This window comes from Aerosakkonema funiforme FACHB-1375, from assembly GCF_014696265.1.
Classification (GTDB): domain Bacteria; phylum Cyanobacteriota; class Cyanobacteriia; order Cyanobacteriales; family Aerosakkonemataceae; genus Aerosakkonema; species Aerosakkonema funiforme_A.
This window is the reverse complement of sequence record NZ_JACJPW010000044.1, coordinates 1-18,096: the sequence shown is the minus strand read 5'-3', so window position 1 is coordinate 18,096 and position 18,096 is coordinate 1. Positions and strand designations below refer to the sequence as shown.

Here is an 18,096-nt window from a genome sequence, read left to right as displayed (position 1 = left end):
ATATTAAGGAGTAATATCGTGCAATCAAAACAGGTTCTAGGGCATTTAGCAAACATCTGCCAAAATATAATAAGTATAGTTAAAATCATCAGCATTAATTTGCCTTTTTCAGCCTTACGAAGAAGGATTTTATTATTTGGCGTCGGTGTTTTTATGTATTTATGGCTGCATATTTTAATTACTCAATCAATGGCTATTGCTATAGACACAAAATTAACACATAACAGCGAGCGAGCGATTGAGAAAAATTCACAAAATAGCGGAGAAGACGAAGGCAGTATTCGCTATAATGCCGGACAATACCAAGAAGCGATCGCAATTTGGCAGTCAGCACTAAACCAAACATTCGATCGCAAACAAAAAGCCCTACTTTACACTAATGTAGGAACTGCTTATCGCCAAATTGGAAATTTAGGAGAAGCGATCGCCAATTGGGAAAAAGCTGCCAAAATTTATCAATCTTCCTCAGATGGAGAATCTCGCCGTTTTTTAGCGCAAGTATTGACCGAACAAGCACAAGCTTACAACGCTTTGGGACAATTTCGCCAAGCCATGCCAATTTTGCAGTCTGCGATCGATATGGCGCGTAAAAATCAAGACCAAACCACCGAAATAGCCGCCCAAGGAGCATTAGGAAATACCTATTCTGCGGCGGGAGAATTGGAAAAAGCGATCGTCGCTTACCAAACCAGTTTAAATTTAGCCAATACGTTGAAAAATACTCAAGCGATCGCGACGAATTTAAACAATTTAGGCAGCGTTTTTAACCGTCGTTACCAACAGTATTTATTACAAATGAATGCCGCACAAAGGGAAGGAGACGATCGAGAAGAAGCGCGGTTGACGAATTTAGCCCAACAAGATGCCATATCTGCTCGCACAACTTACGAACTTGCCGTAGAAGCAAGTAAACCATTAGGCGGAATCATGCACGCCAAAGCATTATTAAATTTAGCTCAGTTCTTACAGCAATTACCATCACCAAAAACTGATGCGATCGGAAATTATTCCATGCAAGCCATCTCTCTTTTAGAGAGAGTATCCGACTCTCGTCAGAAAGCCTATGCTTTAATCAGCGCCGCCGAAATTGTAGGCAATGCCAACCGCAATAACCAACAACTAAAAGCGCAAACCTTACAAAAAGCGATCGTCATTACCAGAAATATCGGAGATAAACGCGCCGAATCATTTGCCGTCGGAGCATTAGGAAAAGTTTACGAACAAGTTCAAAACTGGACGGTAGCTATGCAGCTTACCCAGCAAGCTGCTTTAGCCGCCCAACAAGCAAATGCTGCCGATAGTCTTTATCGCTGGCAATCACAAACGGGACGAATTTACAAGGCTACAGGACAAAACGAATTAGCCATTGGATCTTACAAAGATGCGATCGTCACCCTCCAAAGTATTCGTAGCGATTTAGCGGCAGCCAGCAAAGACTTGCAATTTGACTTGAGAGATTCGGTAGAACCAGTTTATCGAGAACTGATCGGTTTATTACTCAATGAAAGTGAAAAATCTGCTGGTAAGGATGCCAAAGCCAAAATCGAAGATGCGTTGCAAGTGGTAGAATTATTGCAATTAGCTGAATTGCAAAACTTTTTCGGGGATGAATGTACAGAAGTAGCGCGGGATAAAAGCGATCCGCTTGCGGAAATAGCCAGCACTAACACTGCCGTTATCAACTCGATTATTTTAAAAGATCGCACCTATTCAATCTTGCGCTTACCAGATGGTTCTGTCCATCGGTATGAGGTAGCTCTATCCCGTCAAGAAATAGAAAACCAAATCGATCGCCTTCGCTTCACTTTAGAAGATATTTCCACAGATGAATACTTAGTAGAGAGCCAGAAAGTTTATAATTGGCTGATCGTGCCAATGCTAGCAGACTTAGAAAAAGCCAACCCCAAAACTCTTCTATTTATTAACGATGGCGTTTTGAGGAATGTACCAATGGCAGCATTGTACGATGGCAAGCAATATTTAGTTGAAAAGTACGCTATTGCCACCACACTAGGCTTACATTTAACAGCTAATAAAAAATCAAATCTGGTTAAGTCTAATGCTTTAATCTTTGGTTTAAGTGCAGAAATTCCTCCTTTTGCTCCCTTACCGAATGTTCCCAAAGAAACTCAAGGTATTCAAGAAATTGTGGGAGGAGTGCGATTTTTAGATAAAGATTTTACTTTAGCCAATTTAGAAAAGCAAATTAATAAAGGCAACTATCCCATAGTTCACTTAGCCACTCACGGCAAATTTGGTGCCGATCCTAATAGTACCTTCTTGCAAATGTTCGATCGGCGAATATCTTTAAATGAATTTGAAGAAGTGCTGCGCCAAAGTAAACACCCGATCGAACTCCTTACCCTGAGTGCTTGCCAAACAGCAGCGGGGAACGATCGCTCTACTCTGGGTATTGCTGGTGTTGCATTACGAGCAGGCGTCCAAACCACTTTTGCCAGTCTTTGGTTTGTCAACGATGCCGATACCTTACCCTTAATTGAAAACTTTTATAAACTTCTTCAACAACCGGGAATCACCAAAGCAGAGGCATTGAGACAAGCACAAATCAAACTAATCAAAGATCCTAACGGTCATCCAGCAATTTGGTCGCCATTTATTTTAGTGGGTAATTGGCAATAATTCACCGGAAGTTAGACGTTTGTTTTCAGGGGAAAACGCTGTTATGAAATTGATTCAATACCGAATAATTTGGTTGTTACTGTTGCCAAATTTGATGTTTCTAGAAATGCCAAGTTTCGGTCAAATCGTCCCCGATCGCACCGTAGGAACTACTACAGTTACGCCCAATCTGGAAATTAATGGCATACCGAGCGAAATCATCGACGGCGGCACAGTTCGCGGTGCTAATTTATTCCACAGTTTCAGCGAATTCAATATCCAAAACGGACGATCGGCATATTTCACCAACCCAGATGGCATTACCAATATATTCAGTAGAATTACAGGTTCTAATCAGTCTAATATTAACGGCATCTTGGGAGTATTGGGTAATGCCAATTTATTCTTACTCAACCCCAATGGCATTATCTTGGGAGCCAATGCCAAACTCGACCTCAATGGTTCGTTTATCGGTACAACTGCTAATAGTATTCGGTTTGCTGATGGAGTAGAATTTAGCACCACGAATCCAGCCACATCACCACTACTGACCGTGAGCGTACCCACTGGGTTGCAAATGGGACAAAACCCAGGCGCAATTACCGTGCAGGGACTAGGAAACAAGTTAACAGATAGCACTGGCTTTGGTCAGGCTAATGCCAGCAATAGCCCGCCGGGATTGCAAGCCGGAATCGATCGAACTCTGGTGTTGATTGGCGGTGGTGTAAACTTCTCCGGCGGAGTTATTTCCACTAAGAGCAGCGGACACTTAGAAATAGGCAGTGTCAGCGTAGGGATAGTGGGACTAAATGCTACTCCTACGGGTTGGGTGGGGGATTACTCTGCCGTATCGCAATTTAACGATATTCATCTGGCACGACAATCGCTGCTGAATGCTAGCAGCAGTAATGGCTCCATCCAACTCCAAGGACAAAACATTAGCTTGAGTGAGGGATCTTTTGCTTTGCTCCAAAACCTGGGAACGCAAACCTCCGGTGGAATTACGATCGATGCCAGAGGCTCCCTCAGTTTGACGGGGAATACAGCCGACGGTCAATTGTCAAGTTCGATCCAAAGTAACAATTTCGGTACAGGTCAGGTAGGAGATGTGGTCATCTCTGCCGATCGACTCTCCCTCCAGGATGGAGCCAGAATTATTACGAGAAGCCGGAGTCAATCAGCTGGTGCAAACATTATCGCAAATCTAGGCGGGACGATCGATATCCGTGGCTTTAACCCCACCAAGCCAGTCATTTATAGTGGGCTGGTCACATTTTCTGTAGCGAGCGGCAAAGGAGGGAACATCACGATATCGACGGATAATCTTCATATCCTCGATTCTGGGGCAATTATTTCTGTAGCTCTCAGTTCTGGAGACAGTGGAACAATCCAAGTGAATGCTGCCGATCTAGTTGAAGTTGCAGGTTACAACCCAAGGGCATTTTCAGAAAGTTCGCTGTCTACCCAGACTTCGGGAGCTGGTAATGCCAATCGCGTCGTCATCAACGCTTCTCGATTGGTAATTCAAGAGGGCGCATCTTTGGGGTCTACGAGCTTAGCCAGCGGTTCAGTCGGTAGCGTAGAAGTGAACGCTTCGGAGTCGATCGATATTGCAGGTCGCGTAACTCAGGGTCGTGCGATTGGATTACCCGCTCGCATTTTTTCCAATGCTGAGATTACCGATCCGGCTACTCAGGCTGCCTTTGGAATACCTCCTATTCCCACTGGTAATGCAGGGCCCCTGACCATCCATACTCCTTTATTACGCATCACAAATGGGGGAACTGTCACAGTCAGAAATGATGGGCCAGGACTGGCAGGAAACGTACAAATTGACGCCAACTCGATTTTCTTGAACGACGAAGGCAGCATCACCGCGACCACCGCCTCCGGGAATGGGGGTAATATTCGCTTAAACGTGCCAGAAAATCTGCTGCTGCGTCAGCATAGTCTGCTTTCAGCCACAGCACAAGCCAATGGAAATGGTGGCAATTTGTCAATTAACTCACCCATTCTGGTTGGGTTAGAAAATAGCGACATCATCGCCAACGCAGTTCGAGGTAATGGCGGCAATATTCAAATCACCACCTCTGGCATCTTCGGACTGGTAAATCGTCCCCAACTCACCGAAAGTAGCGACATCAGTGCTAGTTCCCAATTGGGACTCAGCGGCACAATTGATATCTCTATTCTCAACGTCAACCAACACGGTGTTCTACAACCTCCCCCCATTAATTTTGTCAATACCGATCGAGTCGTCGCTAATAGCTGTTTGGCACGCCAACGCAATAGCAAGGCAACCTTTGTCGTCGCGGGCAACGGAGGATTGCTGGAAACGCCATCAACTCCAATGCTGCCCTACGAAGTAGTGCAAGTACAACCGATCGAGACTGGGCAAGCGGCAATCACCGATCGGGAGTCGCAAGATGCTGCCGCAATTGCCACTTTCACTTGGAAATTGGGCGACCCCGTTGTTGAAGCCACTGAGTTGAGCCTCAATTCCAACCGACAAGTGGTACTGACTGCAAAGGTAAATTCTGCGGCGGCGTTGCGTAGCAATATCGCACAACCCCGCCCCTTACCCTGTCATCCCAATGAATTATAGTATCAATTAATACTTCAAATTTAAGAAGGAGCAACGGATGAATATCTACCGTATAACTTGTTGGTTGGGAGCGATCGGTGTAATTTTCACTGCACCTGTAGCAGCCCAAATTGCTGCTGATGGCAGCATTTCCACCAGCGTCATCTCTGCTGATGGATTGAATTTTACCATCGACAACGGTGCGGTTGAAGGCAACAACTTATTTCACAGTTTCAGAGAGTTTTCTATTCCTACCAATGGGTCGGCATTCTTCAACAATGCCGCTAACATCCAAAACATTTTTAGTCGAATCACAGGAGGAAACATTTCCCAGATCGATGGTTTAATTCGCGCTAATGGTAGTGCGAATTTGTTTTTACTAAATCCAGCGGGCATACTATTTGGGCCGAACGCGCAGTTGAATATTGGTGGTTCATTTTTGGGGACGACTGCTGACACTATTCGATTTGCTGATGGAGTGGAATTTAGCGCTACCAATCCTACCGCCACACCGTTGTTAACCGTTAGTATCCCTGTCGGTTTGCAGATGGGAGAAACCCCAGGTACAATTACCGTTCAAAATACCGGGCATCGGTTAAATGATAATATATTGATACGGCTTGATTTCAAAAATAATCCTGTCGGATTAAGAGTCAGTTATGGCAATAGTTTGATCCTCGTAGGAGGAAATATAAACTTAGATGGGGGTTTATTGACTGCCCAGTCAGGACAGATCGAACTCGGTAGTGCCAGTAGCAGGACTGTCAATTTCAAATTGAGTGAAAAAACTTGGAGTTTTGACTATAGCGATATTCAACAATTTGGCGAGATCGAATTTTCCCAACAAGCACTCGTTGATGCGAGTGGTGCCCCTGGTGGTTCCATTCACCTTCAAGGCAGAAATATCAGCCTCAATGAGGGGTCGATCGTAGCATTAACCAATCTGGGTAATAGCCGCTCTGGGAATATTACCATTAATGCCAGCGAATCTTTGGAATTGCGAAAAGTCGGTACTGATGGATTTTCCAACACCAGAGTGACACTCGACAATTTGGGCAATGGTGCTATCGGCGATATTTTGGTGTCTGCTCGCGAACTATTTTTGCAGGATGGCGGCGCAATTGTTTCGACAAATTTTAGTGGAGAGGTAGGGGGAAATATTTATGTTAATACGACAAATTTCATTAAAATCGATGGTTTTTCAGCAATTAATACAAGCTTGCCAAGCGGTATTGATTCTTTCAACTTTTATAACGTTGGACGGGGAGGCAATGTTTGGATTGAAACTAAGCAATTAACTATCCAAAATGGAGGTGCTATTCCGAGTGTTGCTTTCGGATTTGGAACAGGAGGAAATATTCAAGTAAATGCTTTTGATTCGATCGAATTAAGAGGAGAAAATCCGCTTAATTTTACTCCTACTGGAATCGGAATGACATCATTTCGGGGAAATACAGGTCAATTAACAATTAATACTTCTAGACTAATAGTAATAGATGGTGCAAATGTAAGTGCTGCTACTCAAAGTCCGGGAAATGCAGGTAATTTAACGATCGACGCTACCTCTAGCATCGAAGTAAGCGGTGTGGGTGCTATCTCAGGTCAACCCAGTAAAATTAGTGCTGGGGCGACAGTTCTGACTCCGACTTTTCAACAGACATTTGGGTTGCCACCATTTCCTACGGGTAACACGGGAGATTTAATCGTCAATACTCCACAATTGCAGATTAGCAACGGTGGAATTGTCAGCGTCAGCCATGAAGGAGTTGGCAATGCTGGCAATCTTTTGATTAATGCTAATTCTATTTTGCTCGATCGCGCTGGCAGTATTACAGCAGCTACTAATTCGGGCGAAGGTGGCAGTATGAATCTGCGAACTAATACCCTGATTGCACGAAATGGTAGTAGCGTTAGCACTACTGCTGGTGGTAGTGGCAATGGGGGTAATATGACGATCGCATCTCCGATCGTTGTTGGCTTAGAAAACAGCGATATCACTGCTAATGCTTTTCAAGGAAGAGGTGGCAACATTCAAATTACCACCGAAGGCATTTTTCTTTCTGCCGACAGCAATATCACCGCTTCTTCCCAATTGGGAATTAGCGGCAATGTGAGCATTTCCAATCTTAATTTGCAGCCAGAAACCTTAGTATTTCTGCCTGCCAATACTTTGGTCAATCAAACACCAGTAATTGCCAGCAGTTGTTTGACTCAACGCAATGCTCAACAAGGACGCTTTGTGGTGACTGGTAATGGTGGTTTATCGGAAACACCAGATAATCTAGCGATGCCATACGAGGCAGCCCAAGTGAGAACTGTGGGACAGTTACAAGCGAGAGGAAACCAAGCGCTAGAAATAAACAATTCCAAGCAACCCGATCGCTCAATTCAAGAAGCAACTGGATTGGCGTTTACCCCAGATGGAAAATTAATATTGGTCATCAATCAGACTCAGCCTAGTCCGGTTGATGATTTAACTTGTTCCTTTTAACGGATGGAAAAATAGCAATTATTTCAACAAATTAAAGGGAGTAATTGATTTTATGCACAAACTTTTATTAGCAGAAATTATTGGTTGGCACTTAGTTATTTTTTGCAATTCTTCTAATTTAGCGCAAAGCATACCTGTTGTCAACCCATCGCTGGTTCCTGATGGTACGCTCTCGACTACGGTTTCTCAAACTGATAATCAATTTACGATTACTAATGGCGATCGAGTCGGCAATAACTTGTTTCATAGCTTCAGTCAGTTTTCCGTACCTACAGGTGGAGCGGCAATTTTCGACAACGCGATCGACATTCAAAATATTTTCAGCCGGGTCACTGGTGGAAATATCTCTAACATTGACGGCTTGATTAAAGCCAATGGAAGTGCAAATTTATTTCTGCTCAATCCGGCAGGAATAATTTTTGGCCCTAACGCTCAATTGAATATTGGTGGTTCGTTTTTTGGTACAACTGCCAATAGTATTAAATTTGCTGATGGAGTCGAATTTAGCGGCATCAATCCGATAACAAAACCTTTATTAACTCTGAGCATTCCTGTTGGTTTACAGATGGGAGAAAACCCAGGTGAGATTGCGGTTCGGAACACAGGACATCGTTTGATTGGAACCTTAACCACACCGATCGATACCAGTAACAATCCTCTGGGAATTCGAGTTACTCCTGGCAACACCTTAGCACTGGTGGGAGGAGATCTTGTTTTAGATGGGGGTGTATTAACTGCCGAATCCGGACAGATCGAACTCGGTAGTGCGAGTAACGGCACTGTCAATTTCAATATCAATTCTCCCCAATGGAGTTTTGATTATGGCAATATTCAACAATTTAACGATATTCGATTTTCCCAACAAGCCCTTGCTAATGCTAGTGGTGAGTTGGGTGGTTCCATACATTTACAGGGTAGAAATATCAGCTTCACTGAGAGTTCTGTGGCACTGATACTCAATCTAGGTAATACGGGAGCGGGCGATATTACTGTGAATGCTTCCGAGTCTTTGGAAATGAAAGGATATACCAATTCTGGATTTACCATTAGCTTATTAAGTACCGACAATTTGGACAAGGGTTCTGGGGGTAATTTGGTGGTGTCGGCTCGCAATATTTTATTGCAGGATGGGGCGGTAGTTACAGCCAGAAACTTTGGGGCTGGAGCGGGGGGAAATGTATCGATCGAGGCTAAAGATTCTATGCAAATTCTGGGTTTTTCCTCACTTAAGCCCACATTTGCAAGCGCCATAGCAGCGCTCAACTATGGTTCTGGTAAAGGTGGTGATGTGCGAGTTTCGGCTAGGCAATTAACGATCCAAAATGGGGGTGCTATCTCAACTATTACTTACGGTATTGGAATGGGAGGCGATCTGGCGATCAACGCTTCTGAATCGATTGAAATATTAGGAGAAAATCCGCTGATTTTTACTCCTAGCGTCATCGGAGTGACATCATTCAATCTCGGAAATACGGGTCAGTTCAAGATCGATACTTCTAGACTCAGCGTGCGGGATGGTGCAACTGTCAGCACTGCTACTCAAAGCTATGGAAATTCAGGTAACTTGATGATTAATGCTGCCTCTAGTATCGAAGTAAGCGGCGTTGGTTCAGCCTCCGGTCAACCCAGCAAAATTACTGCTGGGGCTACAGTATTTCCTCCCATTTTTCAACAGACGTATGGGTTGCCACCATTTCCCACGGGTAACACGGGAGATTTAATCATCAACACTCCACGATTGCAGCTTAGCAACGGTGGAATTGTCAGCGTTAGCCATGAAGGAGTTGGCAATGCTGGCAATCTTTTGATTAATGCCAATTCTATTCGGCTCGATCGCGCAGGCTCAATTGCAGCAGCCACTAATTCGGGAGAAGGTGGTAGTATGAATTTGCGAACTAATACCCTGATCGCACGTAATGGTAGTAGTGTTAGCACCACTGCTGGTGGTAGTGGCAATGGGGGTAATATGACGATCGTTTCTCCTATCATTGTGGGCTTAGAAAATAGCGATATTACCGCTAATGCTTTGCAAGGAAACGGCGGCAACATTCAAATTACTACCGCAGGAATTTTTCTGTCTGCCGACAGCAATATTACCGCTTCTTCGCAATTGGGAATTAGCGGCAACGTGAGCATTTCCAATCTCAACTTGCAGCCAGAAAATTTGGTCGTTCTTCCTGCCAATACTTTGGTCAGTCAAGCACCAGTAATTGCCAGTAGTTGTTTGACTCAACGCAATGGCCAACAAGGACGCTTTGTGGTGACTGGGAACGGTGGTTTATCGGAAACACCAGATCGTCTAGCGATGCCTTATCAGGCAGCCCAAGTGAGAACTGTGGGACAGTTACAAGCGAGAGGAAATCGAGCGTCAGAAACAACCAATACTAGGCAACCCGATCGCCCAATTCAAGAAGCAAATGGATGGAATTTTACCTCAGATGGAAAATTAGCACTGGTGGTAACACAAGATAAGATTACTTCTCCTACAGAATTAACTTGTAGCAATTAATCGATTTACCTTTTGCTATCAATTCAGAATTTGAAAAACTTAGATTTTCGGGGAAGTAACACCATTATGAAATTAACTAAATTGCGCTTGATTTGGTTTTGTTTGTTACCAGTTGAGATTTCGATCGCGCTGCCAAGCTTCGGTCAAATAACACCCGATCGCACTGTCGGAACTACCGTCACGCCAAATGCCGAAACCAATACCGATCGCGTCGATGGCGGTACGATTCGCGGCAGCAATTTGTTCCACAGTTTTCAAGAATTTAATATCGAATCTGACCGAAGTGTTTATTTCAGCAACCCAGAAGGAATTATCAATATTTTTAGCAGAATAACGGGTAGCAATCCTTCTAACATCTATGGTAAGTTAGGAGTTTTAGGTAATGCCAATCTATTTTTGCTCAATCCCAACGGCATTATTTTCGGTGCGGGAGCGAGACTAGATCTTAAAGGTTCATTTGTCGCGACAACAGCCGATCGAATTAACTTTGCCGATCGCGCTTTTTTCAGTGCTAGCGATCCTCAAATTTCTTCTCTACTGACAATTAGCGTGCCGATCGGCTTACAATTTGGGAGCAATCCAGGAGCGATCGTCGTCCAAGGCGCGGGACACAACGCACGGTTAAGCGATACTGCTCGCGTTTCGGGATTGGACAGCACTACAGTCGGATTACAGCTGCAACCAGGGAAAACCCTTGCCTTGGTTGGTGGTAATCTAGCTTTGAATGGCGGATTACTCTCCGCACCAGGAGGACGGATTGAGTTAGGAAGTGTCGCGGTCGGAAGTGTCGATCTAAATGCCATTCCCGCAGGATTTGCAATTAGCTATCCTAATATTTCTAGCTTTGGAAATATCGAGATCGATCGCCGCGCTTTAGTTTCCGTTGCTGGCACTAATGCAGGTGCGATCGACATTCAAGGGCAACAAATTAAAATCTCGGATGGCTCGATCGTATTAGTACAAAATCAAGGCGATCTCACCGCAGGCGATATCGCGATCGATGCTACGAATTCAGTTCAGGTAATCGGCAAAACACCAGATTTTAGTAGTTCCAGCAGTTTAATCAATGAAACTGTGTCGAATGGTGCAGCGGGAAACATTTTGATTACCACCCCGCAACTAACTATCGATCGCGGTGGTTTTATCCTCAACCGCACCTATAGTACCGCGCCTGGTGGCAACATTATCGTCAATGCCGATGACGTGCGAGTAAACGGTTATACACCCGGAGATCCTAACGTTTTTCGAGGAATTAGCTTGCTTTTAGCCGCTTCCAACGGGGATGGAAAAGGTGGAGATCTGACCATTTCTACTCGAAACCTGTCGATTTCGGGGGGTGCTAACGTGGCAGCAAGACCTTATGGAAGCGGCAATGGCGGCAATGTCGCGGTGAAGGCAGATACGATTGAAGTAACGAGCTTGGAAGCGCCAAGAGGTCTTTATTTTAGCCTGCTATCTGCTGCCACCTTCGGGATTGGTAATGCAGGAAATCTGACCATTGATACCCGCACGCTGTCAGTGCGATCGGGGGGAAGAGTATCTGCTTCTAGCAGATTTTTGGGAAATGCAGGTTCGCTGACGATTAATGCGTCTGAATCGATCGAGGCGATCGGGATTAAAGATGCACAGAATCGGAGTTATATTGGTACTGCCGTTCTTGCTGCTTTTAATCAACCTTCCACTGCTAATTCAGGTACTACCAGGATTAACACCCCCGTCCTGAACATCACTGATGGCGCAACGGTTTTCGTTCAAAACATGGCTTCTGGTAGAGCAGGTGTCCTCAATATCAATGCTGGTAGGATACAACTGGATAATGGGGGGAGGATTTCGGCATCTACCCGATCGGGCGAAGGTGGCAATATTAACCTTGAAATATCAAATTCCTTGCAGATGCGTCACGGTAGCTTTATCAGTGCAGAGGCAGGTGGTAGTGGCAATGGCGGCAATATTGCCCTCAATGCTGCCACGATCGCCAGTTTAGAAAATAGCAACATTACCGCCAATGCTATGCAAGGTCGAGGTGGGAATATTCAAATTACTACTCAAGGTATTTTTCGCTCTTTTGATAGTAGTATTACTGCCTCTTCCCAATTGGGAGTAAGTGGTTTCGTCAATATTTCTACTCCTAATTTAGAGCAACATCAAGTTTTGGTAACATTCTCGACTCGTTTTCTCAAGGAAGACCAAACAATTGCCAGTAGTTGCCTGACCAGGCGCAACCTTCAGCGAGGAAGGTTTGTCGCCACTGGTAATGGCGGATTGTCAGAATCACCAGAGAATTTGCTGATGCCTTATGAGGTAGGACAGATCGTACCTGTCAGGCAGTTACAAATTACCAGAAATCAACCAATAGAACCTACCAATTCCTTGCCAACAAATTCTGCAATTCAAGAAGCAACGGGATTGGCGTTTACACCAGATGGAAAATTAGCCTTAGTGGTAGCCAAAAGTGAAATGGCTTCTCCTACAGAATTAACTTGTAGCCAATAATTTGTTTGTCTGCGGAAATCTATTTTGCTTTCTCAAAATAATCCAGTGTTAGGAAGGTTTTTATGAAATTTATTTCGCTATTAGTATTGCCAATTGTGCTTTTACTAGATGCGCCAGTTAGCAGTCAGATACTGTCCGATCGCACTGTCGGAACTACCGTCACGCCAAATGTCGAAACTAATACCGATCGCATCGATGGTGGTACGATTCGCGGTAGCAATTTGTTCCACAGTTTTCAAGAATTTAATATCGAATCTGGCCGCAGTGTTTATTTCAGTAACCCAGCCGGAATTATCAATATTTTCACCAGAATAATAGGTGGCAATCCCTCTAACATCAATGGCACGTTAGGAATTTTAGGTAATGCCAATCTATTTTTACTCAATCCCAACGGCATTATTTTTGGCCCTAATGCACGGCTGAATATTAATGGTTCTTTTGTTGCTTCCACAGCTAATAGCTTTAAGTTCGCTGATGGTAGTTTGTACGGCATTACCAACCCCACTACCTCACCAGTGCTGACAATCAGCACTCCCATCGGACTGCAATTGGGAGCCAATGCGGGCCCAATTAAAGTAGAGGGAATCAATTCCGCAGGATTAGCTCTACCAACGGGTCAGACCCTCGCTTTGGTAGGTGGCGCGATCGTGATAACTGGCGGAAACTTGGCTGTTCCAGACGGACGAGTGGAATTGTGGGCGGTGCGGAATGCGGAGGTGGGATTCAATAATTTCGCACAATGGCAACTGAGCAGTCCTACTACTGCGGCTGACTGGGGTACGATTTCCTTGCAACGATCGTCCTTAATCGATGCTAGCGGTAATGATGGCGGCGCGATCGCCATTCGCGGTCGGGGTCTGACAATTGAAGAGAATTCCCATATTTTATCTAATACGGTGTCCGGACAGGGACGCGGGATTTCCGTGCAAACTACGGAATTCGTCGATTTATTCGGCACTCCTGCCCCCGTACAATTTCCCCCTTACCACGGTATTGCCACATCCGTGTCTGCTCCACCCGATTCGGGATTGCGGGCAGATGGTCGAGCAGGGGATGTGACGATCGCAACCGGACGCTTGCGGGTGCTAAATGGCGTTTTTATTCAATCTAGTTCTTCTGGCGATGGTTCTAAAACTGGCAATATCACGATTCGAGCTACTGACGTAGAAGTCAAAGGCTATAACCCATTTCCTTCTCCCTTTTTCTTTGAAAAGCCCGGTGACTTTATGTTTTTGAGTACTATTAACACTTTAATTTTTGGTGGAACGGGGGAGAGTGGAAAGCTTTCGATCGAAGCCGAACGAGTGCGATTGCTAGATGGTGCCAGGATTAGCGCTGACGTGCTAGGAGCGATCGGAGCAGGGGCTAACGGTACGGCGGGAAATATTTCGATTAGAGCATCCGAAAGCTTGGAAATTAGCGGCTACGCTCCTAATGGTGTTACCAGTGGTGTATTCAGTGGAGTACAACCGGGTACAACTGGTCAAGGCGGTCGGATCGCGATCGATACCGGACGGATGTTACTTTCCAATGGCGGCACGATTTCCACTGGTTTGTCTGGAACTGGCAATGCTGGAGATATTGAAATTAAAGCCATAGACGTGCAACTCAGCGATGCGGCGATCGATGGTTTTAGCAAAACCCTTAGTGGCATCACGGTTGCCGTTGGCCCATTGGGAATCGGTCAGGGTGGAAATATCTCTTTGGACACGCAGACTTTGCACGTTTTCAACGGCGGACAAATCACCTCATCAACGCTAGGAAATGGAGCCGCTGGTAATATCAACTTGCAAGCCGATCGAATTGACATAGAAGGCATCTCCCAACCGTTAGCCGATGGTCGCCAACTCCCCAGCAGTATTACCGCTGCCTCCACTACTACTGCCAATGCAGGTTCGATCGCCTTAACTGCCAATATTCTCAACCTCCGCGACAGGGGAGAAATTTCCGTCAGCAACACTGGCGGCGGCGATGCGGGTAACTTGCACGTTGATGCCAACCGCATCGATCTCGAAGCGGGCAACAGTTTGCGATCGGAAGTAGCAGCAGGTAATCGAGGTAACATTACTTTGAACGCTAATTCTTTGTTGATGCGTGGCGGCAGCGAAATCACCACTAACGCTACGGGAACGGCTACCGGAGGCAATATTGCGATCTCTACCGATACCTTAACCGATCTGGAAAACAGCGACATCACTGCTAATGCCCTACAAGGACAGGGCGGTAATATTCAAATTGCCACACAAGCTATTTTCCTTTCTCCCGATAGCGATATCACCGCTTCTTCTCAATTGGGTGTGAGTGGCAATATTAATATCTCGATTCTTAACTTGAATACCCAAAACGTAGCGGTACTTCCGACTCATAATTTTGTCAGTCAAGCGCCTGTAATCGCCAGTACTTGTTTGACTCGTCGCAACACGCAACAAGGACATTTTGTAGTAACTGGTAATGGTGGGTTATCAGAAACACCAGATAGTTTGTCGATGCCCTATGACCTAGTACAGGTAAGAAGTGTCAATCAGTTACAAAGTAGAAGAAATCGATCGGTAGAAAGGAATAATTCCTTATTACCAAATTACTTTGTTCGAGAAGCAACAGGATTTACTGTTAGCCCGGATGGAAGGGTAATCCTGGTTGATAATCAGAGCCAAATAGAACCAGTCCAAAATATAATTTGCGCTACAAATCAACTGGAGATAAGTCAATGAATAATTCTAATTCGAGATGTTTTTGGAGTAGCATATTCACATTTTTAGCGTGTGCGATCGCTGCTTCTACATCCGCGCAGAGCGTACCAGATGCCACTTTACCAGTTAATTCTACCGTTACCACCAACGACGATATTTTGACGATTGAGGGCGGTACTCGCGCTGGTAGCAATCTCTTCCATAGCTTTCAAGAATTTTCGGTCCCCACCGACACCGCCGCCTTCTTCAACAATCCCTTAAGTATAGAAAACATCATCACTCGGGTCACTGGGGGCAACGTTTCTAACATTGACGGAATTATTCGCGCCAATGGGAATGCAAATCTGTTTTTACTCAACCCCAACGGCATTATTTTTGGCTCCAATGCCCGATTGGATATTGGTGGCTCATTTGTTGGCACTACGGCGGAGAGTGTGGTTTTTGCAGATGGGATAAAGTTTAGCCCCACCAATCCCAGCAGCACACCATTACTCACGATCGACGTGCCAGTTGGCTTGCAACTTGGCAGCAACCCCGGAACGATTGTCGTGCAAGGAACAGGACACACTGCACGATTTACTTTTTTTACCGACGTTTCCGGCTTGAATCCCGACTCATACAACTTAAAGGTTAAACCTGGAAACACCCTTGCCTTAATCGGTGGCAATTTGTCTTTGGAGGGGGGATTGCTCTTAGCATCTGGAGGGCGGATTGAATTAGGGAGTGTCACTCATGGCAGTGCCATTCTTAATTCCCACCCACAGGGATTTGCGTTAAGCTATCCAGCGACCAACCGCTTCGGCAACATCCAGATCGACCAAAAGGCCCTGGCTGATGTAAGCGGCTTCACTGCCGGCTCAGTGCAAATGCAAGGCCAACAAGTCAATATTGAAAGTGGCTCACTGGTCTTGGTACAAAATCAGGGCAATCAGTCGGCTGGCAATATTACAGTCAACGCGATCGAATCGTTGCACATTAGCGGAATTGCCCCAGACTTAAGCAACCCTAGCAGTGTCATCAGTGAAACACGATCGACGGGAGCGGCGGGAAACATTACCCTGACATCTCCTCTGATCCAGATTCAGAATGGAGGTGTCGTCCGCAACCGTACCTTTAGCAATGGTCGGGGGGGTGACATCATTTTGAATGCTACCAACGAGTTAAACGTCTCAGGTCAAACAGGGATAGGACTCTTTTCAGGAAGTAGTCAAATCTTTGCAACAACTCATGCCGATGGTGCTGGAGGGAATGTCTCCATCACTAGCCGAAACTTTTCTATCACCAATAGCGGCCAGGTGGGAGCTAGAACCTATAACTTGGGGCCGGGTGGCAATCTTACGGTTCAGGCAGATAGCATCCTTATCGTTAGTCCGACTCCTCCGCCTGGAGGTGTATATGGAGTGACTACAGCCCCTTCTCTACTCTCAGTTTCAACCTTTGGCTCTGGAAATACAGGCAACCTCACTATTAACACCCGTACTTTGTCAGTTCAAAATGGTGGAATTCTATCAGCCTCTACTTTAGATCGAGGAAATGCCGGCACGCTCAGGATCGATGCGTCTGAGTCGGTCGAAGTTAAGGATCGAGTCTCCCAGCAAGATACTAGCTATATTGGTGCGGCTGGGCTTAGTTTTAGGGGTTTTGGAGGGGATCTCCGTGGAGATGCAGGTCAGGTGACAATCGACACACCTGTTCTGAAAGTGAGCAATGATGCCAGAATTTTTGTGCAAAACCAAGGACTGGGCAATGCCGGCACTTTGAGGATTAATGCCGATCGAATCCAACTGGACACCGGGGGCAATATTTCAGCCTCTACCAAAGTCGGTGAAGGCGGCAACATTAACCTCCAGATTGCTGACCTTTTGCAAATGCGTCGTGGGAGTTTTATCAGTGCAGAAGCAGGAGGCAGGGGAAATGGAGGCAACATCACCCTGAATGCACCGGTGATGGTTAGCCTAGAAAATAGCGACATTATTGCCAATGCCGTTCAAGGGAATGGGGGTAATATTCACATCACTACTCAAGGTATTTTTCGTTCTTCTGACAGTAACATTACTGCCTCTTCCGAACTGGGATTGAGCGGTACGGTGAATATCTCCAACCCTAATTTAGAGGCAAAGCATATCCCGATCGTGGTGAATAATAATTTTGTCACGGAAGCGCCAGTAATAGCTAGCAGTTGCTTGAATCGTCGTAACGGGCAACAAGGGCGGTTTGTTGCGACTGGTAACGGTGGTTTATCCGAAACACCAGATAGTTTAATAATTCCCTACGAAGTCACGCAGGTGAGAACTGTGGGTAGTTTACTGGGTAGGGAAAATCAAACATCGGAAATAAATAATTCCTTATTACCAAATTACTTTGTTCGAGAAGCAACAGGATTTACTGTTAGCCCGGATGGAAGCGTAATCCTGGTGACTAATCTGAGCCAATTAGAACCAACCCAAAATATAATTTGCGCTTCAAATTAACCGGAGATAAGTCAATGAATTGTGCTAATTCAAAGTGGATTTTTGGTGGCTTGTTCACCTTATCGGCGTGTTCGCTCGCTGTTTCTACATCCGCGCAGATCGCACCAGATGCCACTTTACCAGTTAATTCTACCGTTACCACCAACGGCGATATTTTCACGATTGAAGGCGGTACTCGTGCTGGTAGCAATTTGTTTCACAGCTTTCAAGAATTTTCGGTTCCGACAGGTAAAGAAGCT

8 protein-coding genes are annotated in these 18,096 nt (G+C 45.3%); all 8 read left to right on the top strand.

The window, feature by feature from the left end; genetic code table 11:
• Window positions 1–18: 18 nt before the first annotated feature.
• On the top strand, window positions 19–2,640 hold the full coding sequence (locus tag H6G03_RS17895) for a CHAT domain-containing protein (protein WP_190466061.1): 2,622 nt from the start codon (window positions 19–21) through the stop codon (window positions 2,638–2,640).
• Between the two features lie 43 nt (window positions 2,641–2,683).
• Window positions 2,684–5,224, top strand: coding sequence for a two-partner secretion domain-containing protein (locus H6G03_RS17890; protein WP_190466057.1), 2,541 nt, complete (start codon window positions 2,684–2,686; stop codon window positions 5,222–5,224).
• Between the two features lie 37 nt (window positions 5,225–5,261).
• Window positions 5,262–7,694, top strand: a complete 2,433-nt coding sequence (locus H6G03_RS17885; protein ID WP_190466056.1) for a two-partner secretion domain-containing protein — start codon at window positions 5,262–5,264, stop codon at window positions 7,692–7,694.
• Window positions 7,695–7,746: 52 nt separating this feature from the next.
• Window positions 7,747–10,203, top strand: coding sequence for a two-partner secretion domain-containing protein (locus tag H6G03_RS17880; RefSeq protein WP_190466053.1), 2,457 nt, complete (start codon window positions 7,747–7,749; stop codon window positions 10,201–10,203).
• A 66-nt stretch (window positions 10,204–10,269) separates the two neighbouring features.
• Window positions 10,270–12,696, top strand: a complete 2,427-nt coding sequence (locus H6G03_RS17875; RefSeq protein WP_190466049.1) for a two-partner secretion domain-containing protein — start codon at window positions 10,270–10,272, stop codon at window positions 12,694–12,696.
• Window positions 12,697–12,758: 62 nt separating this feature from the next.
• Entirely contained in the window at window positions 12,759–15,407 is a 2,649-nt protein-coding gene (locus H6G03_RS17870; RefSeq protein WP_190466045.1) for a two-partner secretion domain-containing protein, read from the top strand.
• Window positions 15,404–17,857, top strand: a complete 2,454-nt coding sequence (locus tag H6G03_RS17865) for a two-partner secretion domain-containing protein (RefSeq protein WP_190466042.1) — start codon at window positions 15,404–15,406, stop codon at window positions 17,855–17,857. Before H6G03_RS17870 ends, H6G03_RS17865 begins: the two co-directional genes overlap by 4 nt.
• Before the next feature lie 14 nt (window positions 17,858–17,871).
• Window positions 17,872–18,096 (top strand): filamentous hemagglutinin N-terminal domain-containing protein (locus H6G03_RS17860; protein WP_242060424.1); only part of this gene is annotated, 225 nt, incomplete at its 3' end.

What these genes read in the sequence shown, in the direction of transcription:
- H6G03_RS17890 (WP_190466057.1), top strand. Translation starts at nt 2,684, where the DNA reads ATGAAATTGATTCAATACCGAATAATTTGGTTGTTACTGTTGCCAAAT.
- H6G03_RS17885 (WP_190466056.1), top strand. Translation starts at nt 5,262, where the DNA reads ATGAATATCTACCGTATAACTTGTTGGTTGGGAGCGATCGGTGTAATT.
- H6G03_RS17880 (WP_190466053.1), top strand. Translation starts at nt 7,747, where the DNA reads ATGCACAAACTTTTATTAGCAGAAATTATTGGTTGGCACTTAGTTATT.
- H6G03_RS17875 (WP_190466049.1), top strand. Translation starts at nt 10,270, where the DNA reads ATGAAATTAACTAAATTGCGCTTGATTTGGTTTTGTTTGTTACCAGTT.
- H6G03_RS17870 (WP_190466045.1), top strand. Translation starts at nt 12,759, where the DNA reads ATGAAATTTATTTCGCTATTAGTATTGCCAATTGTGCTTTTACTAGAT.
- H6G03_RS17865 (WP_190466042.1), top strand. Translation starts at nt 15,404, where the DNA reads ATGAATAATTCTAATTCGAGATGTTTTTGGAGTAGCATATTCACATTT.